General features: G+C 71.7%; 18 protein-coding genes. 10 read left to right on the plus strand and 8 right to left on the minus strand.

All coding sequences use genetic code 11. From position 1 onward, the window contains the following. Positions 1-53 precede the first annotated feature (53 nt). The 5 genes from SXIN_RS04840 (at position 54) to SXIN_RS04860 (ending at position 8,392) form a co-directional block, all read left to right on the plus strand. Entirely contained in the window at positions 54-1,451 is a 1,398-nt protein-coding gene (locus SXIN_RS04840) for a cytochrome P450 (protein WP_019710828.1), read from the plus strand. Further along, positions 1,448-2,605, plus strand: coding sequence for a terpene synthase family protein (locus SXIN_RS04845; protein ID WP_272951793.1), 1,158 nt, complete (start codon positions 1,448-1,450; stop codon positions 2,603-2,605). The genes SXIN_RS04840 and SXIN_RS04845 overlap by 4 nt, the downstream gene beginning before the upstream one ends. Next, positions 2,605-3,840, plus strand: a complete 1,236-nt coding sequence (locus SXIN_RS04850; RefSeq protein ID WP_095756630.1) for a polyprenyl synthetase family protein — start codon at positions 2,605-2,607, stop codon at positions 3,838-3,840. The genes SXIN_RS04845 and SXIN_RS04850 overlap by 1 nt, the downstream gene beginning before the upstream one ends. Before the next feature lie 197 nt (positions 3,841-4,037). Beyond that, a complete protein-coding gene (locus tag SXIN_RS04855) occupies positions 4,038-5,645 on the plus strand; it encodes a cytochrome P450 (protein WP_095756631.1) in 1,608 nt (535 codons plus the stop codon). Continuing rightward, a complete protein-coding gene (locus SXIN_RS04860; protein ID WP_095756632.1) occupies positions 5,642-8,392 on the plus strand; it encodes an aminotransferase class III-fold pyridoxal phosphate-dependent enzyme in 2,751 nt (916 codons plus the stop codon). The genes SXIN_RS04855 and SXIN_RS04860 overlap by 4 nt, the downstream gene beginning before the upstream one ends. A gap of 105 nt (positions 8,393-8,497) precedes the next feature. On the opposite strand, the gene SXIN_RS04865 is transcribed toward SXIN_RS04860, so the two are convergent. Continuing rightward, positions 8,498-9,406 carry an SAM-dependent methyltransferase gene (locus SXIN_RS04865; RefSeq protein ID WP_019710832.1) on the minus strand — a complete coding sequence of 303 codons (909 nt, stop codon included), beginning with the start codon at positions 9,404-9,406 and terminating at the stop codon, positions 8,498-8,500. A 538-nt stretch (positions 9,407-9,944) separates the two neighbouring features. Here SXIN_RS04865 and SXIN_RS04870 point away from each other — a divergent pair. Beyond that, positions 9,945-13,031 carry a carbohydrate binding domain-containing protein gene (locus SXIN_RS04870; RefSeq protein WP_095756633.1) on the plus strand — a complete coding sequence of 1,029 codons (3,087 nt, stop codon included), beginning with the start codon at positions 9,945-9,947 and terminating at the stop codon, positions 13,029-13,031. A 158-nt stretch (positions 13,032-13,189) separates the two neighbouring features. Beyond that, positions 13,190-13,693 carry a hypothetical protein gene (locus tag SXIN_RS04875; RefSeq protein ID WP_019710834.1) on the plus strand — a complete coding sequence of 168 codons (504 nt, stop codon included), beginning with the start codon at positions 13,190-13,192 and terminating at the stop codon, positions 13,691-13,693. A gap of 54 nt (positions 13,694-13,747) precedes the next feature. On the opposite strand, the gene SXIN_RS04880 is transcribed toward SXIN_RS04875, so the two are convergent. Then, the gene (locus tag SXIN_RS04880) at positions 13,748-15,325 is read right to left on the minus strand and encodes a hypothetical protein (protein ID WP_019710835.1); all 1,578 of its coding nucleotides are present in this window, start codon (positions 15,323-15,325) and stop codon (positions 13,748-13,750) included. 623 nt (positions 15,326-15,948) lie between these two features. Between SXIN_RS04880 and SXIN_RS31960 the strand changes: the two genes are divergently transcribed. Then, positions 15,949-16,077, plus strand: a complete 129-nt coding sequence (locus tag SXIN_RS31960) for a DUF6408 family protein (RefSeq protein WP_019710836.1) — start codon at positions 15,949-15,951, stop codon at positions 16,075-16,077. A 59-nt stretch (positions 16,078-16,136) separates the two neighbouring features. On the opposite strand, the gene SXIN_RS04885 is transcribed toward SXIN_RS31960, so the two are convergent. From SXIN_RS04885 to SXIN_RS31175, 5 genes are all read right to left on the minus strand, one after another. Then, on the minus strand, positions 16,137-18,251 hold the full coding sequence (locus SXIN_RS04885; protein ID WP_095757925.1) for a DUF2075 domain-containing protein: 2,115 nt from the start codon (positions 18,249-18,251) through the stop codon (positions 16,137-16,139). A gap of 209 nt (positions 18,252-18,460) precedes the next feature. Continuing rightward, positions 18,461-20,329 (minus strand): DUF2075 domain-containing protein, encoded by a 1,869-nt coding sequence (locus tag SXIN_RS04890; RefSeq protein ID WP_039823219.1) that lies wholly within the window; start codon positions 20,327-20,329, stop codon positions 18,461-18,463. Positions 20,330-20,727: 398 nt separating this feature from the next. Beyond that, complete coding sequence (locus tag SXIN_RS04895) at positions 20,728-21,183, minus strand: hypothetical protein (RefSeq protein WP_238153931.1); 456 nt, start codon at positions 21,181-21,183, stop codon at positions 20,728-20,730. Between the two features lie 371 nt (positions 21,184-21,554). Then, positions 21,555-22,400: an NAD(P)H-binding protein gene (locus SXIN_RS04900; protein WP_019710840.1), complete on the minus strand. Its 846-nt coding sequence runs from the start codon at positions 22,398-22,400 to the stop codon at positions 21,555-21,557. Beyond that, positions 22,397-22,558 (minus strand): hypothetical protein, encoded by a 162-nt coding sequence (locus tag SXIN_RS31175; protein WP_019710841.1) that lies wholly within the window; start codon positions 22,556-22,558, stop codon positions 22,397-22,399. The genes SXIN_RS04900 and SXIN_RS31175 overlap by 4 nt, the downstream gene beginning before the upstream one ends. Before the next feature lie 114 nt (positions 22,559-22,672). On the opposite strand from SXIN_RS31175, the gene SXIN_RS04905 reads away from it, so the two are divergent. Then, on the plus strand, positions 22,673-23,257 hold the full coding sequence (locus SXIN_RS04905; RefSeq protein WP_019710842.1) for a TetR/AcrR family transcriptional regulator: 585 nt from the start codon (positions 22,673-22,675) through the stop codon (positions 23,255-23,257). Positions 23,258-23,372: 115 nt separating this feature from the next. Here SXIN_RS04905 and SXIN_RS31180 read toward each other — a convergent pair whose 3' ends face one another. Further along, complete coding sequence (locus tag SXIN_RS31180) at positions 23,373-23,708, minus strand: beta/gamma crystallin domain-containing protein (RefSeq protein WP_019710843.1); 336 nt, start codon at positions 23,706-23,708, stop codon at positions 23,373-23,375. A gap of 130 nt (positions 23,709-23,838) precedes the next feature. Here SXIN_RS31180 and SXIN_RS04915 point away from each other — a divergent pair, with 130 nt between their 5' ends. Then, positions 23,839-24,066 (plus strand): DUF397 domain-containing protein, encoded by a 228-nt coding sequence (locus tag SXIN_RS04915; RefSeq protein WP_095757926.1) that lies wholly within the window; start codon positions 23,839-23,841, stop codon positions 24,064-24,066. Positions 24,067-24,132 lie beyond the last annotated feature (66 nt).

Here is a 24,132-nt window from a genome sequence, read left to right on the forward strand (position 1 = left end):
ACGCTCACCGCACAGTCCCGAAGACGCGCACAGCACGTGAAGGCGAGGATCGTATGACCTTGGATCTGTCACCGGACAGCGGGGCCCGGGACGCCGGTCCCCCCGTCCCGGTCCCGGCCGTGGGGCTCGCGGAGCGGCTGCGGGGAGGCGTCAGCTTCCGCCGCGACCAGCTCGGCTTCCTGCAGTGGGCGGCCCGGACCCACGGCGACATCGTGCGGTTCCGCCTCTTCGGCATCCCCATGATCATGCTGAACCACCCGGACCACATCTACCGGGTGCTCGTCGAACAGCGCACGAAGTACGACAAGGACGCGCTGCTCTACCGCCTGGTCCGCCCGGTGCTGCGGGACGGTCTGATCGGCAACCCGGGCGGTGAGCTGTGGCAGCGCCAGCGCCGGCTGATGCAGCCCTCGTTCCGGCCGGTGATCGTCGCCAGGTTCGCCGAGAACATGACCGACGAGACGACCGCGATGCTGGAGCGCTGGGAGCGGCAGTACGCGCCGGGCGCGGTGGTGAACGTCCACGAGGAGTTCGGCGAGCTGGCGCTGCGGATCGTCAACCGTTCGCTGTTCAGCGCCCGGGTCGGCCGCGCGGCGCGGGACTTCGCGGAGGCGTTCACCGAGGCGAACGCGCTGCTGGGCCGCTTCTTCAAGTTCCCCTTCCCGCCGCTGACCGTGCCCACCCCGGCCCACCGGCGGCTGCGCCGGGCCATCGACCGGATGGACGCCTTCGTCGCCTCCTTCGTCCAGCGGCGCACGGCCGAGCCGGGCGACGAGGTGGATCTGCTCACGCTGCTGATGAACGCGGTGGACGAGGACGGTGACGGCCGGGGGATGGAGCCGGAGCAGCTCCACCACGAGGTGCTGAATCTGGTCGTCGGCGCCTACGAGACCACCACCAACGCGCTCTCCTGGATCTTCTATCTGCTCGCCGCGCACCCGGAGGTCGAGCGGAAGCTGCACGAGGAGGCGGACGCCGTGCTCGGCGGCCGGGTGCCGCGCTTCGAGGACATGGCCCGCACCCCGTACGCGCGTTCGGTCGTGGAGGAGACGTTACGGCTGTACTCGCCCGCCTGGCAGTTCATGCGCCGGGCGCGGACGGAGGACCGCATCGGCGGCTTCCACATCCCCGCCCGGTCGAACATCTATCTCAACAGCTATGTGCTGCACCGGCATCCGCAGCTGTGGGACGACCCGGAGTCCTTCGACCCCGGCCGGTTCAGCCCCGAGCGGTCCGCCGGCCGTCCCCGGCACGCCTACATGCCGTTCGGCGGCGGTGAACGCATTTGCATCGGCCAGCACTTCGCCCTGACGGAGCTCCACCTGGTGCTGCTCACCCTCGTCCGGCGGCACCGTTTCCGGCTGCCGCCCGGACAGCCGCCGGTGCGCCCGCAGCCGCTGATCACCCTGCATCCCGAGGGTGGCGTCCCCCTGGAGGTGCACCCCCGGTGAACGGATCCCCACAGCAGGAGACACGGGCGGGGACGGGCGCGGAGGCGAGCGCGGAGGCCGGGGTGGACGCCGTCCACGGGCCGGAGGACGGGTCCGGGCCCGGGTCCGAGTCCGGGTCCGCATCCCGGCCCGGAGCGGCTCAGCCCCCGGAGATCCACTGCCCGTTCCCCTCGGAGATGAGCCCGCACGCGGAGCACGCCGAGGCCCATCTGGACGCGTGGGTGGCCCGGTTCGAGGTGGTCCGGGGCACCGTGGCGCGCGAACGCTTCGGCCGTGCCGGGTTCGCGCAGTTCGCCGCCCGCACGTACCCGACGGCCGACCGGGCCTGCCTGGATCTGGTCGCCGACTGGTTCGGGTGGCTCTTCCTCGTCGACGACCAGCTGGACGACGGGCGGGTCGGCCGCGACATCGACAGCGCCCGCCGGGCGATGGACGGCCTGCTCCGGGTCCTGGACCGGGAGGGCCCCGCCGAGGGCGAACGGCCGCCGGGCGAGCCGCCGCTGGCGTGGGCGCTGCGCGATCTGTGGCACCGCACCGCGAGCCGCGCCACCCCCGCCTGGCGGCGCCGTTTCACCGGCCATCTCGCGGCCTGTCTGGAGGCCGCCTGCTGGGAGGCGGAGAACCGCATCGCGGGGGTCGTGCCGGGCGAGGCCGAGTACATCGAGCAGCGGCGCCACACCGGGGCGATCTACGTATGCATGGACCTCATCGACATCGTCGGGGACCTCGACCTCCCCGAGGCCGTCCACGCCGGTGAGCCCTTCCAGGCGGTCCTGCGGGCCTCCAGTGACGTGGTCGTGTGGACGAACGACTGGTACTCGCTGGGCAAGGAGATGGCGCTGGGCGAGTACCACAACCTGGTACGGGTCGTGGCGCATGCCCGGCGCCTGACCCTGCGGGAGGCGCTGGAGCACACGGCCGCCGCCATCTCCGCCGAGACCCGGCGCTATCTGGGCCACCGGGAACGGCTGCTGGCGGCCCACCCGGAGCACCGGGCCGCCCTCACCACCTGCCTGGCGGGCATGGAGTCGTGGATGCGCGGCAATCTGGACTGGTCACGGGCGACCCTGCGCTACCGGGAGCGGGAACGGGGCGGCCTCCCGGCCTATCTGGAGGCGACCCTCGCGCCGGCGGGCACCGAAGGAGGGACGTGATGACCGGCCGGACCGGCGCCCGGACGGAGACCCGGGGGACACCGCCCGCGGAGCCGGGCCCGGGCGGGACCGCTCCCCCGCCCCCTCCGGCCCCGCCGGTGGCCGTCGCCCTCGCCCATGAGATCGTTCCGCCCGCCCTCCTGGACTGGATCGCCCGGCTCGGCCCGGACCTGGCCACGCTGTGCGGGTACCAGATGGGACTGTGCGACGCGGAGGGCGCGCCGGGCCGGCCCGGGCCGGCAGCGGGCCCGGACCGTCGTACTCCCGAGGGCACGGACGCCTCCGGGCGTCCGGGGGGCGGCAAGCTCGTGCGTCCCGCTCTCGCGCTGGCCACCGCCGCCGCTGCCGGGGCGGAGCCCAAAGAGGCGTTACCGGCCGCGCTCGCCGCCGAACTCGTCCACAACTTCACGCTGTTGCACGACGACGTGATGGACGGCGACCGCGTACGGCGCCACCGGCCCGCCGCCTGGGTGCGCTTCGGCACCCCGCTGGCCATCCTCGCCGGTGACGGTCTGCTGGCCCTCGCCTTCGAGGTGCTCTCCTCGCACCCGGCGCCCGGCGGCGCCGAAGTGACCGGCGATCTCGCCCGCGCCCTGCGGCAGTTGTGTCTCGGCCAGGGCCGCGACCTGCTGGCCGCGGCGGTCCCGCCCACGGCGGGAAGCGCGCCGCCCGGCTCCCCCGGGGCGGCCCCGGGGACGGAGGACACGGCGGCCGGGACCGTTCCGGAGATCAGCCCCGAGGACTGCCTGCGCACGCTGGAGGCCAAGACGGGTGCGCTGCTGGGCTTCGCCTGCCGGGCGGGCGCGGCCTACGCGGGCGCGCCGCTTGCCGCGCAGGAGGCGTTCGAGCGGTTCGGGTCCCGGCTCGGACTGGCGTTCCAGCTCCAGGACGACGTCCTCGGCATCTGGGGGCGCCCCGGCCGCACCGGCAAACCGGCTCTCTCCGATCTGCGGGCGCGCAAGCGGAGCGCGCCGGTGGTCGCCGCCCTCGCTTCCGGCACGGCTCCGGGCCGCCGGCTGGCGAAGCTCTACGCGCGCCCGGATCCGCTCGGCGAGGACGAACTCGCGCTCGCCGCCGACCTGGTGGAGGCGGCCGGAGGCCGCGACTGGACCCTGGCCGAGGCGGAACGGTGGCGGGAGGCGGGCTGGGAGAGCCTGCGCCCGCTGGAGCTGTCCGCGACGGGCCTCGCCGGTCTGCGGGAACTCACCGGCCGCCTCACCGACCGCTCCTCCTAGCCCGGGCAGGCGGGCCGCCCCGGGCCCTCCGCCCCTCCCCCAAGCACCCCGCCCTGGTGCCCCCGCCCCGGCCCTGCCGCCGACTGCGCCGTCCCCTCCCTCCGGGGCCTGCCGTCACCGCCCCGTCCAGCCCTTCTCCGCCGTTCCCACCACCCCGCACCCCGCCCCGCCTCCCACCGACAGAAAGGGTGAGTGGCTTGCCCCCACGTCCCTCCCCGCAGTCCGCCCCCGACCCCGCCGCGGCCTCCGGCCCGCAACCGTCCCGGGCACCGGGCACCGCCGCCGCGGACGAACGGGGCGCTCCCCGCGCCATACCCGTCGCCCGCCCGGTGAAGGGCCCCGACGGCAGCCGCCCCCGCTTCAGCAGCGACCAGATCGGCTTCCTGGAGCGGGCCGCGGCGGAGTACGGGGACATCTTCCGGTTCCGGCTGTTCGGGATGCCCGTCATCGTCCTGAACAACCCCGACCACATCCACCGGGTACTCGTCGGCAACCGGCACAAGTACGACAAAGAGGTGCTGCTCTACAAGCTGGTCCGCCCGGTGCTGCGCAACGGGCTCATCACCAACCCCGGCGGTGAGCTCTACATGCGCCAGCGCCGCATGATGCAGCCCGCGTTCCGCCCGGCCGTGGTGGCCCGGTTCGCCGACGGCATGACGGACGAGACGAACAGCATGCTCGAGCGCTGGCGGGACCGGTACCGCCCGGGTCAAGTGGCGGACCTCAGCGCGGAGTTCAGCGAGCTGACCCTGCACATCGTCACGCGCACGCTGTTCAGCGCCCAGGTCGGCGAGACGGCACGCCGCTTCGCCGAGGCCTTCACGGAGACCAACGACATCCTGGGCCGCTTCTTCCGCTTCCCGTTCCCCCCGCTCTCCGTGCCGACCCCGGCGCACCGGCGGCTGCGCCGGGCGATCCGGCGCATGGACGACTGCGTGTCCGCGTTCATCGAACGCAGCAGCACCCCCGCGAACGCCCCGGACACCACCGGCCCGGACGCCGGCGCCGGGAAGAAGCCCGGCCACGGCATCGATCTGCTGCACCTGCTGATGAACGCCGTCGACGAAGAGGACGGCGGCGGCATGGACTTCGAACAGCTGCACCACGAGGTGCTCAACATCGTCGTCGGCGCCTACGAGACGACCACCAACGCCATGGCCTGGGCCTTCCAGGTCCTCGCGGAGCGCCCGGACGTCGAGGCCCGGCTGCACGAGGAGATCGACACGGTGCTGGACGGACGGCCGCCCGGCATGGACGATCTGCGCCGCACCCCGTATGCCCGCAGGGTCGTCGAGGAGACGCTGCGCATGTACTCGCCCGCCTGGCAGTTCATGCGGCGGGCCCGCGAGGAGGACGTGCTCGGCGGCCACCGCATCCCCGCCGGGTCGAACATCTACATCAACAGCTACCTCCTGCACCGCCGCCCGGAGTACTGGGAGGACCCGGAGGTCTTCGACCCGGACCGCTTCACCCCCGAGCGGTCGAAGGACCGGAACCGGCACGCGTACATGCCGTTCGGCGCGGGGGAACGCATCTGCATCGGGCAGCACTTCGCGCTGGTGGAGCTGCAGCTCGTGCTGCTGGCCATCGCCCAGCGCTACCGCTTCACGCTGCCGCCGGGCCAGCCACCGGTACGGCCAAAGCCGCTGACCACTCTGCACCCCGGCGGCGGCGTCCATCTGGAGGTCCGGCCGCGGTCCGGCGGCGACGGCGGCACTCCCCCGGCGCACGACGGCGGCGACGGCGGCGGCGAGGCACAGGACGGCCGGCCCGGCCCGGCCGCGGACCCGCGGAGCGCCTCATGACCACCACCGAAAGGGGCTCCGCCCCCGGCCCGGGCAGCGACACCGGCAGCGACACCGGCACGCACTCGTCCACCGGCACCGCCGCGGCACCCGCCGCCGAGGGCCGCCGGCTCGGCCGCCGCCTCCGCCGCCTCTGCACCGTCCTCGGCCCGATGTACGTGAAGTTCGGGCAGATCCTTTCCACCCGCTCCGACCTCCTCCCGCCCGGCGCCGTCGCGGAGTTGCGCGTCCTGCAGGACCACGGGCGCGCGATGAGCCCGCGGCGCGTCGTACGGGCCCTGGAGAAGGAGTACGGCAAACCGCTCGGCCAGGTCTTCGCCTCCTTCGACCCCGTCCCGGTCGCGAGCGCCTCCATCGCCCAGGTGCACCACGCGACGCTCAGGGACGGCGGGACGGAGACGCGGAAGACCGGAAGCGGGGCCGGAACCGAAGAGGGGGACGGTACCGGGACCCGCGTCGCGGTCAAGGTGGTCAAGCGCGGCGTGCCCGCCTCCATGCGGCTGCACCTGGCGCTGCTCCGCGGCCTCGTCCGGACCGCCCACGCCCTGCTGCCGCCGATCCGCACGCTGCGGATGCCACAGCGCGTCGCCGAGATCGGCCGGCTGCTCGCCGAGCAGCTCAGCATGGAGACCGAACGCGCCAACATGACGGCCGTCGCCGAGAACTTCGCGGGCCATCCCTTCGTCCGCGTCCCCCGCTCCCACCCGGAGCTCTCCACCGACCGGGTGCTGGTCATGGAGTACGTGGAGGGGATCAGGGGCAGCGAGTTCGCCCAGGTGGACGTCCCGCCGAGGGAGCTCGCCCGCCGGCTCCAGGACATCCTGCTGACGATGCTGTACCTCGACGGCACCTGCCACGGGGACATGCACCCGGGCAACATCCTCCTCACCCGCGACGGCCGCTTCACCCTGATCGACTTCGGCATCACCGCCTACTACACCGAGGCCGAGAAGTGGGGGCTGGTCTCCTTCAACAACGCGGCGATCCACCACCGCTGGGATCTGGCGGTCCGCCGCTTCACGGAGTACTTCGTGGAGACGGACACCCGTCCGAAGCGGAGAAGGTCAAGAGGGAAGAAAGGGACCGGGGCGGCGGCCCCCGCGGAGGCCCTGCTGGCCGACGAGTCCTACACCACCGCCCTCAAGGAGGTCTTCGTCCACCACTTCGAGACGGCCTCCGACCGCTGGTCGGGCACGGACTTCTTCCGCGACGTCAGCGAGGTGCTGCGCCGCCACGGCGTCTCGTACACGGCCGCCTACACCAAGGGCGAGCTGGCGATGCTCTCCTGCGAGGGCTTCATGGCCCAGATCGACCCGGAGCTCGACATCTGGGAGAACACGCGCCGCTTCGCCGACCGCTACTCGACCTCCCTCAGCGGCGCGGTCAAGGAGCGCTTCGACGCGTACTTCGCGGCGGCCACGCCCAAGTCGCTCGCGATGCGGGACCGCGCCCGGCGGTCCCTGGTCGCCCCGGCCCACCTCGACCGCTACTTCTTCCCCAGCGCCTACCCCCTGTTCATCGCCGGGGGCAGCGGGGCGCGGCTGACCGACCTCGACGGCAACGAGTACATCGACCTGGCGGGCGGTGGCGGTCCCGCTGTCCTGGGACGCGGCCACCCCGTCGTGCAGGAGGCGCTGCGCTCGGCGGCCGCCACCTGCAACATCAACGCGCTGGGCCACGAGCCCGAGGTGGCCCTGGCCGAACTCCTGACCGACGCCTTCCCGGGCGCGGACCGGGCGGTGTTCTCGAACTCCGGTACGGAGTCCGCTCTGCACGCCATCCGGCTGTGCCGGGTGCGCCGCCCGGGGGCGCGCCGGATCGCCAAGTTCGAGGGGCACTTCCACGGCTTCTCGGACCAGGCGATGGTGAGCTCCTGGTTCCGGGTGGCGGGGCCGAGGGACGCCCCGGAGGCGGTCGCCGGCTGCCCGGGCACACCCGCCGGGACGGTCCGCGACACCCTCGTCCTCCAGTTCGGCCACCCGCGCAGCCTGGACGTCCTGCGCCGCAACGCCTCCGACGTGGCCGGGGTGCTGGTCGAACCGCTGCCGACGACCGCGGGCGGTATCGACCGGGACTATCTGGCCGCGCTGCGCGCACTCTGCACCGAGCTGGACATCCCCCTGGTGTTCGACGAGGTGGTCTCCGGTTTCCGGGTAGCGTACGGCGGGGTGCAGACGCTCACCGGCATCACCCCGGACCTCACCGTGCTCGGGAAGATCATCGGCGGCGGGCTGCCGTGCGGCGCGCTGGTGGGCACGGCGGAGATGCTCGAGTACGGCCGCACGACCGGCGACCCGTTCCGCGACGCCGAGGAACGCGGCTTCCTGGGCGGCACGATGAGCGGCAACCACCTGTCCTGCAGTACGGGCCTCGCCGCCCTGACCCATCTGCGGGACAACCCGGACGTCTACGCGGACCTGGAGCGCCGGACGGAACTGCTGGCCGACGGCATGCGGGCGGTCGCGGAGGAGCACGGCGTGCCGATGCGACTGAGGGCCCGCCACTCCGTCTTCTCCCTCGCCTTCACCCACAAGGATCTGCCGTACTTCCGGGACAGCCTCCACGGCGTCAACTTCCGCGCCACCACGGCCCTCGCGTACTGGATGCGGATGTACGGCGTCTACCTGCCGGAACTGCACGCGTTCCTGATCTCCGCTGCCCACACGGACGAGGACGTGGCGAGCGTCCTGCGGAGCTTCGACCGCTCGGTCGGCGAGATGAAGGCCGCGGACCTGTTCGTCACCTGAGGCGCCCTCTCAGGCTCCGCCGGCTCCGCCCCCTTCTCTCCCGCCCCGGGAAGAGAAGGGGGCAGACACCGCCCGCCCGGCCGCCGGGCCCGCCGGGAGCCGCGCTCAGGCGGGCGGCCGCCGCGCGACGAGCAGGACGTAGCCGATCTCCGGCAGGTCCCCGAACCGGGGCAGGGCGTCCGCGGAGCCGAGGAACTCGTTCCCGTCGTCCTCCGCGGCTTCCCCGCCGTTCCCTCCGTCTCCGCCGTGACCCCCGTGGCCCCCGTGGCCGTCGGCTTCCGCCAGGATCCGCGCGAAGGCCCGGTAGGTGCGGCGGACGTTCTCCCCGATGTCCGTGAACTCCAGCAGTTCCAGCCCGGCCCGCCGCACGGCGTCCTGGTACTCCTCCGGCCCGGGCAGCCCGGGTGCCTGGAACGCCTGGCACATCTGCTCGACGAACTCCGCGGTCTCCCCGTGGACCGGCCGCCGCAGCAGCACGTCGGCGACCACCAGCCGCCCGCCGGGCCGCAGCGTCCGGGCGGCGCCGGCGAGGGCACCGGCCCGGTCGGACATGTGCATCAGGGACTCGATCGCCCAGGCCCCGTCGAAGGACTCCGCCGCGAAGGGTTCCGTCCCGGCCGGCAGCGCCATGGCGTCCGCGTACTGGAACGACACCCGGCCGGTGAGCCCGGACTCCGCCGCCCGGGCCCGGGCGAGCGCGATCTCCTCCTGGCTCACGGAGATCCCGACCACCTTCGCCTCGTGGCGGGCGGCGACGCGTAACGCGGGGTTGCCCGTGCCGCATCCGATGTCGAGCAGCCGCTGCCCCGGTTCCACGGCGAGCCGGCCGGTGACCAGGTCGGTGAGCCGGTCCGTCGCCTCGTCCAGGGAGCTGTGGTCGTCCTCGCTCTCCCAGTATCCGGAGTGGATGTTGCCGCCGGCCGCGCCGTCGACGACGTCCGTGTTCTCGTCGTAGAGCCGGCCGACGTCCTCGGACGACGGAACGGCCTTCCCGGCCGGGCTTTCCTCGTGCATGCGGAACTCCTCATCGCGGCGCGCGGAGCGCGCGGGACGCAGTGGACTGGAACGGTCGGCGGCGGGCCGGCGGCACCGCCGCGAGTCCTCCGGGGAGGGCCCTCACCGGAGGGCGGTGGCCCACGGATGCGGAAGATCCTCCACCAGGGCGCACCACCGGGCCCATGGGCGCATGGGCAGCATCGGGTGCCGGGGGTGCCGACCCTTCTGCCCTCCGCCGACCGTCCCGCCGTCCCGGCCCGGGCTCCCCCCATGCCCCGGCGCCGACCGCCCCGGCCGTCGGCAGCGGTCCAAGTGCCGCTCACGGTACGACTGTTGACGGGACTGTCATGTACGGGCAATCTCGATGCAACAGCTTGCAGCAAGTTCCATCACTCACGCTGCGGGCCTACGAGCAGTGCTCGCCAGAACCCGGAGGCGCGTCAGGGATTCCCGGCGAAGCCGCGCGGACGCCGCACCCCCTCGGGCGTCCGCGCCCGTCAGTCGGTCAACCGCGGCCACCCCGGGCCGCGGCAGCCCTCCGCCCCCTGGAGCACGCATGAAACCCACCCCGCACCGGCCGCTCGCGCGCGCCCTCGCGGCAGTCGCGGCGGCCTCCGTGCTGCCCGCCCTGCTCGCCGCCACCCCGGCGACCGGGAACACCCCGGCGCGCGCGCCGTCCTCGGCCACCTCCACGGCAACCGGCGCCACCACCACCACGAAGGAGAACACCGCGACGGTCTTCTACTCCACCAGGACCAGGAACTGGCAGGCGTACCACCTCCATTACGCCCCGGACGGCGGCTCCTGGACGACCGCCCCGGGTGAGCCGATGGAGGAAGCCTGCACGGACTGGGTGAAGAAGACCGTCGACCTGGGCAGCGCCTCCGGCCTCCGGGCCGCCTTCACCGACGGCTCCGGCACCTGGGACAACAACGCCGGCGAGGACTACGACCTGGGCACCGGCGCCATCACGGTCAAGGACGGCACGGTGGCCCACAGCGACCCGTGCGCCGGCACGGACCCGGACCCGGCTCCCGGCGACGACAGCGACGGCGACGGCGACGACGACGGGGAAGCCGGCGGCACGGCCGGCACCGCCACCGTCTACTACGCCACCTCCACCGTCGGCTGGACCACGGCGAACCTCCACTACCGGCCCGACGGCGGCGCCTGGACCTCCGTCCCGGGCGTCGGCATGGAACCGGCCTGCACCGGATGGATGCGCAAGTCCGTCGATCTCGGCGGCGCCACGAAGCTGCGGGCCGCCTTCAACAACGGCAACGGCGTCTGGGACAACAACGACGGCACCGACTACACGATCCCGTCCGGCCGCAGCACCGTGGAGAACGGCACCGTCACGGGCGGCGCCGGGGACCCGTGCGCCGCCGAGGCCCCGGACACCGAGGCGCCGTCCGTCCCGTCCGGTGTCACCGCCGAGGCCGACGGCACCTCGGTCGTCCTCACCTGGGAGCCCTCCACCGACGACCGCGCGGTCACCCGCTACCAGGTGACCCGCACCGGCGGCGGCAGGGGCACCCTCGTCGCCGACACCGGCTCCACCGTCTTCTCCGATACGGACCTCGAGGAGCAGACCGCGTACTCCTACACCGTCCGGGCCGTGGACGCGGCCGGCAACGTCTCCGCCGCCTCGTCCCCGGCCGCCGTCACCACCGGCGCGAAGCCGGCCACCCCCGCCGCCGGGAAGCCGCTGGGCACCGATCCGCGCAAGGACCCCATCTACTTCGTCCTCACCGCCCGCTTCAACGACGGCGACCCGGCGAACAACCGGGGCGGCAGCCAACACGAGAAGTCCGGCAACGCGGCCCACGACGACCCCATGTTCCGGGGCGACTTCAAGGGCCTGGTCGACAAGCTCGACTACATCAAGGGGCTCGGCTTCTCCGCCGTGTGGATCACCCCGGTCGTCCTGAACCGCTCCGACTACGACTACCACGGCTACCACGGCTGGGACTTCTACCGGGTCGACCCCCGCCTGGAGTCCGCCGGCGCCTCGTACCAGGACCTGATCGACGCGGCCCACGCCAAGGGCATGAAGATCTACCAGGACGTCGTGTACAACCACAGCTCCCGCTGGGGCGCCAAGGGCCTGTTCACCCCGACCGTCTACGGAGTCCGCGACACCGACTGGAGCTGGTACTACGACGAGCCGAACGACGGCTTCGCGTACGACGGCCTGACCGTCGAGCCGAAGTCCGGGAAGTCGTACTACAACGGCGACCTGTGGTCCACCGCGGAACCCTCCGGCAACACCTGCCTCGACTGGGGCAAGCCGACCGGCGGCACCTCCCCCGAGGGCTACAGGCTCTACAACTGCCAGTGGCCGAACCCGACTTCGGGCATGTTCCCGAAGACGTACTACCACAACTGCTGGATCGGGAACTGGGAGGGCGAGGACTCCCGCTCCTGCTGGCTGCACGACGACCTCGCCGACTTCAACACCGAGAACGCGCAGGTGCAGAACTACCTGATCGGCGCCTACGACAAGTACATCGACATGGGCGTGGACGGCTTCCGCGTCGACACCGCCGTGCACATCCCCCGCACCACCTGGAACCGCCGCTTCCTCCCCGCCATCCAGGAACGGGTGACGGCGAAGCACGGCGCCGCGGCGGCCCGCAACTTCTTCGTCTTCGGCGAGGTGGCCGCGTTCGTCAACGACAAGTGGAACCGCGGCTCGGTCAACCACTCCGCGCAGTTCTACACCTGGAAGGAGCGCAAGGAGTACAGCGCGGACGATGCCGCGGCGGCCCTGGAGATGTACGACTGGGAGCAGGCACGGGGACCGTCGGACCAGCCGATGTCACAGAACGCCTTCCTCGACGGCAACACGTACCGCACCCCGGACCACAGCCGGTTCTCCGGTATGAACGTCATCGACATGCGCATGCACATGAACTTCGGTGACGCCCGCAACGCCTTCCACAACGGCAAGGACAGCGACGACAGCTACAACGACGCCACGTACAACGTCGTCTACGTCGACAGCCACGACTACGGCCCCAACAAGAGCAGCGACCGCTACGCGGGCGGCACCGACGCCTGGGCCGAGAACATGTCGCTGATGTGGACCTTCCGCGGCATCCCGACGCTCTACTACGGCTCCGAGATCGAGTTCAGGAAGGGCCAGAAGATCGACTGCGGGCCTTCCTGCCCGCTGGCGGACACCGGCCGCGCGTACTTCGGCGGCCATCTGGCCGGCGAGGTGAAGGCGTCCGGCTTCGGCACGGTGGAGTCGGCGAGCGGAGAGGTCGCGGACACCCTCGCCCAGCCGCTCGCCCGGCACGTGCAGCGCCTCAACCTGATCCGCCGGGCCGTCCCCGCCCTGCAGACGGGCCAGTACTCCACCGAGGGCGTCAGCGGCGACATGGCGTACAAGCGCCGGTACACCGGCGGCGGCACGGACAGCTTCGCACTGGTCACGGTCACGGACGGGGCCACGTTCAGCGGCATCCCGAACGGCACGTACACCGACGCCGTCACCGGCGACACGCGGCAGGTCACCGACGGGGAACTGACGGTCGGCGCCCCCGGGAAGGGCAATCTGCGCGTCTACGTCCTGGACCTCGGCGGCACGAACGCGGCCCCCGGCAAGGTCGGCACCGACGGACCGTACCTGAAGTAGGGCGCGGGGGCCCGGGGTCGGACGGCGTCCTCCGCCGCCCGGCCCCAAGGCCCCGTTCCCCCGACCGAGTTACCGGCCCCGTGTCACCGGCCGCACCCACGGCCCGCCGGGCGGACAGAGTGCACCATCGTGCGCGAAAGCGACCAGAAGGAGCACTGATGTACCGCACGCACGGCATGTGCCACGGCACCGGCCTCCGCCGGGCGGCCCTGACCGGCGCCGCCGTCCTGACCGCCCTCGCCCTGACGGCGGGCACCGCGTCGGCCCTGCCCGCCGCCCCGGAGGACTCCCGGAGCCCCCGGGACGCACAGGGGACCGGGGCCACGCAGAACCCGCACGGCGCGGAGGCCCCGCGGAACCCGCAGAACGCTCGGACGGCGCAGGGCCGGACGGTGTCGTTCCGCACCCACCGCGCGGGCGCGTACTTCTACCACTTCCGCGAGAAGCTGGTGGTCTCCGACTACAAGGCCGACGGCTACGGCGCCCGCGCCTATCTGACCTGGGGCTCCCGCCGCGCCTCCGTCTACGCCGGCGGGGGCAGGAACTCCACCGACGAGAAGGATCTGAGCATCAAGGAGGGCACCCCGGTGTGGCTCCAGCTCTGCACCACGAAACGCGGCAAGAACATCCGCTGCACCAAGACCCGCAAGGGCTACGCCTGACCGCGCCCCGCCCGCCCGCCGGCCCCGCCACCCGCCCTCCCCACCGGGGGTGCCCTACCGGCCGTAGAGCTTCAGCCCCACATGGTCGACGATCCAGCGGTACGACTCGCTGTCGATCGCGAAGTAGATGCGCCCGACGCGGTCGGGGGTGGTGTGGTCGTCGAGCTTGATGTGCGGCTGCCGGTCGTAGGGCTTCCTCCTCCCCTCGAACGTGAACTCGTGGAGCCGCGCCCTGCGGAGCCCCTCGTCCAGGGGCGCGTACATCAGGGGCGTCCGGTCACCGATCCAGGACACCAGGGACCGGCCCAGGCTCCCCCGCCGCGTCCGCCATTCCCTGGCCAGCTCGGCCAGGGTCTCCAGCGCCTCCCACATGCGGTCGGGATACGGGTACGAACACCGGCTCCACTCGTCCCTCGCGTTGGCCGTGAACACCAGTGCCCCACCGGACACCTCCGTCCACCGCGCCCAGTCGGAGCCGAAGTCCCTCGGCTCGCCCGGCGGCCGTTCCCGTACCGCCTCGGGCTCGGCCGCGGGCGTGGACAGCGCTCCCAACTGCGCGGTGAGGTTGGCGATCTCGATCTGCAGCCGGGCGGCCTGGTTCTCCAGTTCCTCGTTCCGCACCAGGAGTTCGACCGACTGCTCCCGCTCGTCCTCCAGGGCCTTCAGCAGACCGCCGACCTGTTCGCTCTCGGTGTCCGCGAGATCGTCGAGCAGGGCATCGGTCTCCGCCGCGCGGACGGAGTCCCAGAGCCTGTCCCGCCCCCGGGCCACCACGCTGAGCGGGGAGAGGAGGCGGGTGAGCCTGCCCAGAAGGACATCGTGATCGCCGTGGAGGTCGCCCGCCTCCCACCACGGCGGGCGCGCCTCCATACCGGGCCAGTACAGCCGGGCGCCGTCGAGCGGCAGCAGATGCGGGCCGACGTCCGAGTTGAACGCGTGGAAGGCCAGCCAGCCGGAAACCACCACCACATGGGCCAGACCGGCGAGGCGGGAGGCGGCCTTCCGGGCGAAGTCCGCGGGCGGCCCCACGGTGCGCACCGAGGAGACGACGAGCACCGGGAGACGGCGCCCGGGGTCCCGGAGCTGCGCGCGTACGGCCGGGATCTGCGCGGTGAGCGCCGGCAGCACGACGGCCGTGATCCTGTCGCCCCCGTCCGTGCAGCGGAGCGAGCCGTCCCTCATGACCGCCTTGAGCGCCCGGGGCGGCTTCAGATCCTCCACCCGGGCCGGCGCCAGCAGCCCGTCGTTCCTCCGCCCCGTCACCACGCGGAAACCGGTGGTCTCCCCGTGCTGTGAGGCGGTGAGCCGGCACAGGAACCGGCCCCCTCCCCCGGGCAGGTCCTGCTCGATCTCCATCCGCAGCGCCCGGACGTCCGCCGCCACGGTGACGGGGCTCCAGCTCACCCGCTGGTCGGGGCGGCCCTGCCAGAGCGCCGCGATGTCGACCGTTCCCTTCTCGGCCATCAGCGCGGCACCGGTCAGACCCGTCGTCCTCGGCTCGACATGCTGCTCCATGTGCGTCAGCAGGCGCTCGAAGACCCCCGGCCGCCCTTCCCGGCCCTCCGCCGACGGCACCTCTGACGCCCCTGGCTCCTCCGACACCTCGAACCCGACGACGTACAACTGCTGCATGCGCCTCCCCCTCTTCCACCCGGTTCGCCCGTGCGCACGGCCGCGACCCGCGTTGAGGTGACGGCGGCCGGCGAGGCCGCCGGCCGCCATCTCCCGTGCGCGCAGGGCGAGTTCCACCCTCACGGCCCGAGCGCCCAGCGGCGCTCCACAAGGCAAGCGTTCACCCGAGTGAGTGAACGCGAGTCTCCTCGCCGCACGGCATGGGAGCCACGACCGGGCAGGAAGCCGCGTCAGGGAATCGGCACCGCGAGACCTGCTCCCCCTCCGGCCGGACGGCTCCCGAACCGTGGACGCGTGGTCCGTACGCGGCCTTGCGTCTCCCCACAGCGCCAAGGCCATTGGCAGGGTCCCGGACGACCGCCGACTCGGTCCCGCCCGAGGGCATAGGCGCACGGCCGATGAGGGCTGGCACTGTCCGATGCCCGCTCCAACGCCGCCTGCTGTAGGCTCGATTCGCGCTGCGCACCTTCCCGGAGGGTACGGAGCCCGAGTCCATGCTCCCGGTTCGCCGGTCGTGAGGGCGGGTGGTACAGCCACCAACGTGGACCTCACCTCGCGTGAGGGCGGATGCCCGGCAGGGCAGTCCCTGCCATCCACCGCTCACATCCGAGGATTGGTAGCCAATGGACCCTGCCGAGTACAAGCCTGCGCGCCGGAACTGGATCCGTGAGATCTTGACCGGGGTCGCCGTCGGTCTTCTCTCCGACCTCCTGTTGGAGATGCTGGTGGCGGCAGCGCGTCTGCTCGTCTGAGACGGGCGGGTGGCGGGGCCGGAGAACCCCGCCACCCCTCTCCCGCTCAGCGGGCGGCGTCAGAACAGAGTCCAGTCCTCCCTCTGCTTCCGGACACGCTTGATGAGCCGTCGCTTCCGCCCGCGCGACATGCGCGCCTGATGGGGCACGCGCGCCTCCGGTGGAAGGTTCTCCCACGTCGGGCGGAGCCCGTCGATCCGAACATCTCCAACGAGCTTCTTCAAATGGTCACGCGTTTCGTCATCGGTGGAGTAGAGAACCGTGGCACGCGTGGCGCGGGTCAACAGCACGTGATAGGCGTTACGGACGCAGCGTGCGAACTCGTCGTCGCTGAGGCTGCTCGTCCGAACCTTCGGGTCGAGCGATCCGGATACCGCCACCCGCTGCACGCCTGTCTCGGGGTCCTTGCAGCGTTCACCGCGCTGGAACAACCACCGTCCGTCGCGCCAGACCATGTCGTCTCCCATGATCACGCCGCACCAGTCCCATTCGAGACCCTGTGCGGTATAGACGCAGCCGATCTGGTCGAGACCGCCGGGATGTACGGACCAGATGCGGGAGGGCGGCACACTCCGGTTCTCACAGAAGCTGTCACTGTCGGCGTTCCACGGGCGGTGCCAGTCCCCGATCCGCACATCTGCTTCGAGCCGCTTCTCCGGCCCTTGAGGCTTCGTCCAGGGCCAGCAGAAACCCGCGACCATGCGGGCGGTGGCGCCGGCGAGTGCTTCGCTCCGGATGATGTGCTCCAATTCCGCCGGGCTGTCGGCGACTTCCACGTGCATCAGACCGTCCGGCGTCCAGCCCTCCGGTTCCTCCGCCGAGATGCCCAGCATCTGCCGTACCCATCGGACATAGGCTTCGCTGCCGCCACATCTGAACTGTTCCCAGAGCTGGTAGCGGACGAGAGTGGCGCCGAGGCGCGCTGCCGCGTCTTCGATCAATCCGGCCGTGCCCACCTCGTTCGGTCTGACGGACTGGCTTTCGTCCAGGAAGAACACCGTCAGACGTGCGGCCTGGATCAGCTCTTCCACCTGAGGCCGGGTCCCCTGCTTCTCGGGTGGCCAGAAGCGACTGGTGGACCGGTCCCGCAGCCGGTGCGCCTCATCGCAGATCAGCCCGTCCAGCGGAGGGTCGGGAGGGGTGACGAAACTGCTGAAGTAGGTGAAGCTCTCCCGGAATTCCGAATCTCCGTAGCCGACGTGGTGCTGCATCGCTCCGTTGAAGGCCCGGGAGCCGCTTGCGTATTTGACCGTGCGTCCTGCGGCTTCGAACTCTGCCTTGAGCTGGAGGCCGATAGCACTCTTTCCGCTGCCGGCACCGCCCGTCACCAGAAAGACCGCGCGCCGTGGGTCCGGGACCAGAGCACCTTGATCCGGGTCCCCCAGGATCTGGGAGGCTGTACGGAGGACGTCATCAGCGACAACTTTTTGCCGTCCCCTCAGGGTGAAGACCGTGTCCTCTCCACGGGATGTGATCATCGCATCGAGGAGTGGCGTGTTGCGCAGGTTCATCCTCTGCAGAAGCACCTCGGCCGCGGAGTCCGCTCCGTCCTTGGCGAACTGCTCCCGCAGGTCTTTCAGCAGCCTCTGCCGGCTGTCCTGCGTGTAGGTCCGCGCGTAGGCCCCGGTGGGCGCACCGGGGCCGAGTAACGGCCGGACCGATGCGTCCGTGGCCTTGTGCAGATAGGCGAAGCCTCCGCACTCGTAGGGAAGCCCGGCCAGCGGTCCGTCGTCACCGGTGAAGGCTCTGTAGTACTCGTACAACTGCAGAGCCGGGTGTTTCTGCGGTTTCATGCCCGGCACGTGTACAAGTTCGGCCGTGGCCGCTTCCACCCTGGTCGCTGTCGACCAACGCTTCAGTTCGACAAGCTGGACCGATAAACGTCTGTCGCCAGGCCGCATGCCGATCAGGACGACGTCGATGAGACGCGGACCGCCCTGACGGTTCAGCTCGTCGACGGTCGCCGCGCATTCGACGATCATCTCCACGTTGCCCCGCCCGGCCGCTTCCAGGTCGCGGGCCAGCTCGACCACACTGTCCGCCCATGCCGTCCGTTCGCCGAGCGACGCGTCCTGACCGCGGAAGTGCCGGTAGCGGGCGGCTAAGTGAGGCACCATCCGGTGCCGATGGTCCAAGGTGAGCAAGTCCTTGGCCGAAAGCTTCAGCAGAAGCATGGACACGAGGTGGATCCCCCAGAGCACGAGTGACTCGTGCGGGTGGGGGCGTGTCCATGCAAGGAAGCCCGTCGGGCCGCAACCGGATAGGGCGATCGTAGGGCAGCCCGAGCCCCGGGCACCGGCCGTAACAGAGACCGGGGGCGAGTGGCCGGGGCGAGGCCGGGCATACCGGCGGGAGCGGGCGGGGTGCCGGTCCGCGATGCCGCTCACTCTTCGGCTCGAACCAGTTCCCGCAGCTTCTCCCGGGTCTCGGGGTCCACCGAGTAGACCACCGTGCCGACCATGCCCCGGGTGAGGAGAACCTTGTAGGTGTTGCGAATGAGGCGGTCGACTTCGGCGTCCGGCGTGGACCGCCGGAACACGGGGTCTTTCGACGCAGCCCGGTTGATGACCCACCTGTCGTTCCGCCAGACAAGATCCGCGCCGATGATGACGCCGGACCAGTCGTACTCGAAGCCCTGCGCGGTGTAGACACAGCCGACTTGGCCGAATCCCGCCGGATCGGTGGCCCACAGCGCTGACGGAGGCGCGCCGGAGACCGAGCGGTCACCGCGCAGATTCCACGGACGTGCCCAGTCGCCGATCACCACGTCTGCCGGAAGTGGGGCACCCGGTCGGGGCTCCTTCGACCAGTGCCAGCAATAACCAGCGGATATACGGGCCCCGTAGCCCTCGGCCCGGCGATCCTGCAGGAAGGACTCGAGCTCTCGCGGACTGTCGGCGACCAGGAGCCTCATCTTGCCGTCGGGTTCCCAGGCCACCGGGCCGCCCGGTTCGAGGCCGAGCAGCCGTAGCACCCACCGCAGATAGGCGTCGCTACCGCCGCAACGGAACTGCCCGTCCAACGGCACGACTTGACAGGCCAGCCCTTTGGTGGCCGCGGCCTCGGCGATCTCGGCGACCGTGCCCATTTCGCCCGGGCGCACCACTTGGTGTTCATCGAGAAGGAAGACGGGAACGCGGGCGACGTCGATCAGTTCCTCGATCTGCGGTCTGCCGGTGCGGTGGGCGGCCGGTGTGTAGCGATTGGCGGAGGTTTCCCGGATGCGATGGGCCTCGTCGCAGATCAGTACGTCGAGAGAGTTCTTCTCGGCGGTCATGAAGCTGTTGAAGTATTTGAAGAGATCTTGCACCTCGCGTTTGCGGGTGCCCGCGACCTTGCGCATGGTCTTGGTGAAGGACTGGGACCCGGTGGCGTGCAAGGCCGGGATGCCTTGGCGGTACAACTCGCCGAGGAGGGAAAGCGCGATGACACTCTTGCCGGTTCCCGGCCCGCCGGTGACCACCAGGACCTCCTTGTGGTCGGACCGTTTGGCCTTGCGCACCGCGTTGAGGACTATGCGGTACGCCACTTGCTGCTCGTCCAGCAGAACGAACTGCTCACGCTCGCGGACCTCTTGGGCAGCCACGGACATCAACTGCCGGGATGGCGCCGGCCTGCCCGAAAGGAAGGCGTCGGCCTCTCGGGCCCCGGGGTGCTTGTCACTGAGCCTGGTGCGCAGGTGATCGAGGAACTCACCCCTGCGCTCCGCCGTGAACAGCTGCCCCTGGCCGTCGTTCTCGAGGTCACGCAGGCCACCCACGCCGAATTCGGTGGCATTGTGCAGATAAGCCACTCCGCTGACGCGCTCGGGGTGCTCGGCTACGGCCGCATTGAAGTTGACGACGTACTCACAGTAGCGACGCACCTGCTCGATCGGGTTGAGGACGGGGCGAGCGTACGTGGCCACGTGGCACAGTTCGGGGTCGTCCTCCTCCGGCGTCGCCTCGCTCCACTGCTTGAGCTCGACCACGACGTAGGACGGCTCTCCGGTGCCCGGGTGCACTCCGGCGAGTACCGCGTCGGCGCGCTTGCTGTTCAGTGGGAGCGCATACTCCAGCATGATCTCGACCTGGCCGAGACCTGCGTCCTTGAGCGCTGCGGCCAGGGCGGGGATGCTCCGTTCCCATGAACGGATCTCGGCCTGCGCCGGTCGGTGGCCATGAGCGTGAACGAACTCGTCGGAGAGACGCACGGACAGCGTGTGGTCGAACGCCAAGTCGGCGACCGTCTCGGCGGACGCACGGAACAACAAAAATGCCCCCAGGCAGCACGAAGAGACTCGTGCGGGTGGGGGCATGTCCTTCGAGACTCCGCCGAAGCGGAGCGGAAGCCCGTCGGGCCGCGATGACGATGTGATCAAGCCTACCCGCGGCCACCCGGCCTGCGACACCGCGGCTCCGGGCCCGCCCAGTCGGCCGGGACGGCGGCCTTCGCCGTCCGCCTCCGTGAATCCATTCGCCGGGCCGGGTGCGCCGGACCGGGGTCAGAGCGCCGTGGAACGCGCGACGCGGAAGCCGACTTCGTCGGTTTCCTCCGGCTCGGCCGGCCGATTCCGGCATGGCCCGTACGCCGCGTTCCGCGCCCGGCGCGGTACCCGCCGTACGACGCGGGCGCGTCACCCGGCGGGTCCGCCGGCGGTCCCGCGGCCGTTCAGCAGCCGCCGCAGCTGTAGAAGGTGACGTCCCAGTGGTTGCTCTCCCGGGCGTAGATGTTGCCCGAGGCGGCCTTGTACTGGGCGGCGCCGTCGGCGCGTTCCCCGATGTAGGTGAAGGTTCCGGTGATGTAGCCCGACAGGCAGGTGGTCGGGTTGAAGTCCAGCTTGTAGCCGTTCCAGTGGCTGTATGTGCCGGAGGCGTGGCCGGTCTCCGTGCCGCCCGTGATGGTCAGGGCGCAGCCGCTCGCCGACTTCAGCGTCTCGGCGCCCTGGATCGTCGCCAGGTTGACCTGCTCGAAGGAGGTGCAGGTCGGGTTGTTGCGGTCGCTGCAGTTGCCGCTCGACCGCCAGGAGATCCCGGCGGCGGAGAGCCGCGCGGTGGCCTGGGCGTGGGTGAGCTTGGTGACGGCGGCACCGGACTCGGCCGCCGGCGCGGAGGCGGGCGCGGACACGGGGGCGGAAGCGGGTGCCGGGAACGGGGCCGCGGTGGCGGCGCCCTGCGTTCCGAAGAGCGTCACCAGAGCGAGTACGGACGCGGCCGTGCCGAACAGTACGGGCCTCTTCACTTTCACTGCCTCCCTGTGGGGGTCGGGGTGCCGGCTCCGGGGTCGGGGATCCGGCACCCCCGCATGGTGCCGCACTTGACGGTCCACGGACAGATGCCCCGGCGGACTGCCCGGCGGGAGGGCAGGGGGCAGGTCCCCGCCGTGGCGTTCCGACATCCCTTCCGGCGCGTGTCCGCCACCGCACGGGCCCTGACGGAACAGCGGCTCCGCCGTATCCGGCCGCCGTGCCCTCCCCCGCCGCGGCGGCAGCGGCCGCTTCAGCGCATGTGCTGCTCGGCGAACGCGCGGAAGCCGCGGGGCGGGCGGCCCGTGACGCGTTCGACGGTGTCCGTGGTGCGGTCCTCGGCGCCGGCGGCGATGGACGCGTCCAAACCGGCCAGCAGCGCGGCGAACTCCTCGGGCATGAGGGCGGTCAGGCGCTCGCGCATCCGGTCGGGGGTGATCGGCCGGTGCGTGACGGTCCTGCCCGTGACCTCGCCGAGTACGGCCGCGACGTCGGCGTAGCTCAGCGCCTCGGGGCCGGTGAGCAGCAGGTCGGTGTTGGGGGCGGTGTCGTCCGTGAGGGCGCGCACGGCGACCGCCGCGATGTCGTCGGCGTCGATGAAGCCGACCCGGCCCGTCCCGGTGGCGGTCATGATGACGCCGTCACGTCTGATGCTGTCCGCGTGCGGGTGCCGGCCGGTGAAGTTCTGCATGAACCAGGACGGCCTCAGGACGGCCCACTCCTCGAACATGCCGGGGAGCGCCGTGTGCACCCGGCCGGCGCCCGGCCCTCCGGCGGGGATGGCCGAGGAGCTGAGCAGGACGACGCGGCGCACACCGGCCGCACGGGCCCGCTCCAGGAAGGGCAGCATGACGGCGCCCGGGTCCGGGTCGCCCACGGGCGGGACGAGGTAGGCGCGGTCCACGCCGTGCAGGGCGTCGCCGTGGGTGGCGGGGTCGTACCAGTCGAAGCGGACGGCTCGGCCGCTTTCGAGGGCCTCCGCTGTGGCGTGGCGGGCTGCGGCTCTCACCGGTCGCCCGCACGCGGCGAGTTGGGACAGGACGCGGCTGCCGGTGTTGCCGGTGGCTCCGGTGACCAGGACGGCGCGGTCGGCGCTCATCGCGGCTCCCCCAGCCCTGCCGGGAAGAACGCCGCGCCGCCCGGGGAGCCCGGGATCGCCGCCGGGTTCCCGTAGTCGCGGCAGTGCGTCATGCGGCCGTCGATGTCCTTCTCCAGCAGCAGGGTGAGGCTGTGGCGGTACAGGTCCGCAGACGTCAAGGGTGGAGTTGGCGGAGTCATGGGAGGTCCCGCCCTCTAAAATGCGGACCGGCAGTCCGCTTCAGGAAATATACGGACCGACGGTCCGCTTTGGCAAGGAGAGGCCGTGATCCGGTGACCCCGCGCAAGGAACGCGCAGACGCCCTGCGCAACCGTGAGGCCGTCCTGACGGCGGCCGACGAGCTCTTCAGCCGCAGCGAGAGCCCCCGCGGCGTCTCGATGGACGACATCGCGGCGGCGGCCGGCGTGGGGAAGGGCACCCTCTTCCGCCGCTTCGGAGACCGCTCCGGCCTGATCCGGGCGCTGTTCGCGGCGCGCGTCGAGCCCTTGCGCCACGCTGTGGAAGCCGGACCCGCGCCGCTCGGCCCCTCGACGCCTCCACGGGAGCGCGTACCGGCGCTGCTCGTGGCCATCCTGCGGTTCAAGACCGACCACCGGCATCTCGCACTGGCCCTGGAGGAGGACGGCGGCAACAGCCCTTACCTGGGCGACCACTACACCTGGTGGCACACCGTCCTGAAGGACACCCTCAACCGGCTGCCCGGCGCCACCGACGGCGACAGCGACTTCACCGCGCACGCCCTGCTGGCCGCCACCCGCGCCGACCTCGTCGAATACCTCACCGGCCGGCAGGGCACGTCACCCGAGCGCATCGCGGCCCGGCTGACGGCCTTTGCCACCAAGGTGCTGGGCCCGTAGACCGCGCCGGCCGGCCCGTGCGGCGGTGTGCCGGACCGCGGAGGGGCGGGACCCGCGGAACTGATCGCGGGCCCCGCCTCCCTGACGGGCTGTCACTGCCGGAGCGGCAATCGGATCAGAGAATCCGCAGCCGGGTGATCGTGTGCGGCGTACCGTCGATGATCCTCTTGGAGGCCCACTTCTCCATGCCGTAGGTCTCGCCGTTGGAGACGAACCGGAGGCGGTTGTTGCCCGATGTCACCCGGATCACGCCGCTGTAGCTGACGTTGACGGCACCCGCGTTGGCGAAGCAGACGCTCGAGGATCCGTTGTTGTACGTGATCTTGACGAGATCCGTCCGGTCCCCGCAGCCCGTCTGATTGATCGCCATGGCGGTGCTCAGGGGAAGGGCGGCCGTCAGGGCTCCGGTCGCGGCGGCTGTCACCAGTACTCGCTTGAGCGAGCGATTCATGCGTTGTACCTCGTTCGGTGTCGTACGTCGGGTCGTTCTGCCGTTCGCCGGAGGCTGTCTGCCCGGCGTCCGGGACGGCCGGGGGTCACCCCCCGCGCAACCGTCATGACGTGCGCCGCGACAGGCCGGGTTGACACCGGGCGCGTGGACTGCCCCTTCGTCCCTCGGGCGCGCACACCTGGACGTCGCGCGGGCAGCTCCAGGCGTACGCGCGGGCCGCCCGAGCGCGTACGCCACCCCGGCCACCGTCCGCATACGGGATTCGAAGAACAGACAGGGCCCCGTACTCGGCGTCTCCAGCGGGGCGTGGTCGGCGTTCGTGACGTTCGCCGGGGGCCGTCCGCGGCCAGAGCTCTGAGATCCACACCGACATCCGACGTGTCCCGGCACCGGTCTCCCCGGTGCCGGGCCACGTACGTCCGGG

Origin of the sequence: Streptomyces xinghaiensis S187 (assembly GCF_000220705.2) — a bacterium.
GTDB lineage: Bacteria > Actinomycetota > Actinomycetes > Streptomycetales > Streptomycetaceae > Streptomyces > Streptomyces xinghaiensis.

Coding starts and splice junctions, on each gene's coding strand:
- SXIN_RS04840 (WP_019710828.1), top strand. CDS start 54: ATGACCTTGGATCTGTCACCGGACAGCGGGGCCCGGGACGCCGGTCCC.
- SXIN_RS04850 (WP_095756630.1), top strand. CDS start 2,605: ATGACCGGCCGGACCGGCGCCCGGACGGAGACCCGGGGGACACCGCCC.
- SXIN_RS04860 (WP_095756632.1), top strand. CDS start 5,642: ATGACCACCACCGAAAGGGGCTCCGCCCCCGGCCCGGGCAGCGACACC.
- SXIN_RS04865 (WP_019710832.1), bottom strand. CDS start 9,406: ATGCACGAGGAAAGCCCGGCCGGGAAGGCCGTTCCGTCGTCCGAGGAC.
- SXIN_RS04870 (WP_095756633.1), top strand. CDS start 9,945: ATGAAACCCACCCCGCACCGGCCGCTCGCGCGCGCCCTCGCGGCAGTC.
- SXIN_RS04875 (WP_019710834.1), top strand. CDS start 13,190: ATGTACCGCACGCACGGCATGTGCCACGGCACCGGCCTCCGCCGGGCG.
- SXIN_RS04880 (WP_019710835.1), bottom strand. CDS start 15,325: ATGCAGCAGTTGTACGTCGTCGGGTTCGAGGTGTCGGAGGAGCCAGGG.
- SXIN_RS31960 (WP_019710836.1), top strand. CDS start 15,949: ATGGACCCTGCCGAGTACAAGCCTGCGCGCCGGAACTGGATCCGTGAG.
- SXIN_RS04885 (WP_095757925.1), bottom strand. CDS start 18,251: ATGCTTCTGCTGAAGCTTTCGGCCAAGGACTTGCTCACCTTGGACCAT.
- SXIN_RS04900 (WP_019710840.1), bottom strand. CDS start 22,400: ATGAGCGCCGACCGCGCCGTCCTGGTCACCGGAGCCACCGGCAACACC.
- SXIN_RS31180 (WP_019710843.1), bottom strand. CDS start 23,708: ATGAATCGCTCGCTCAAGCGAGTACTGGTGACAGCCGCCGCGACCGGA.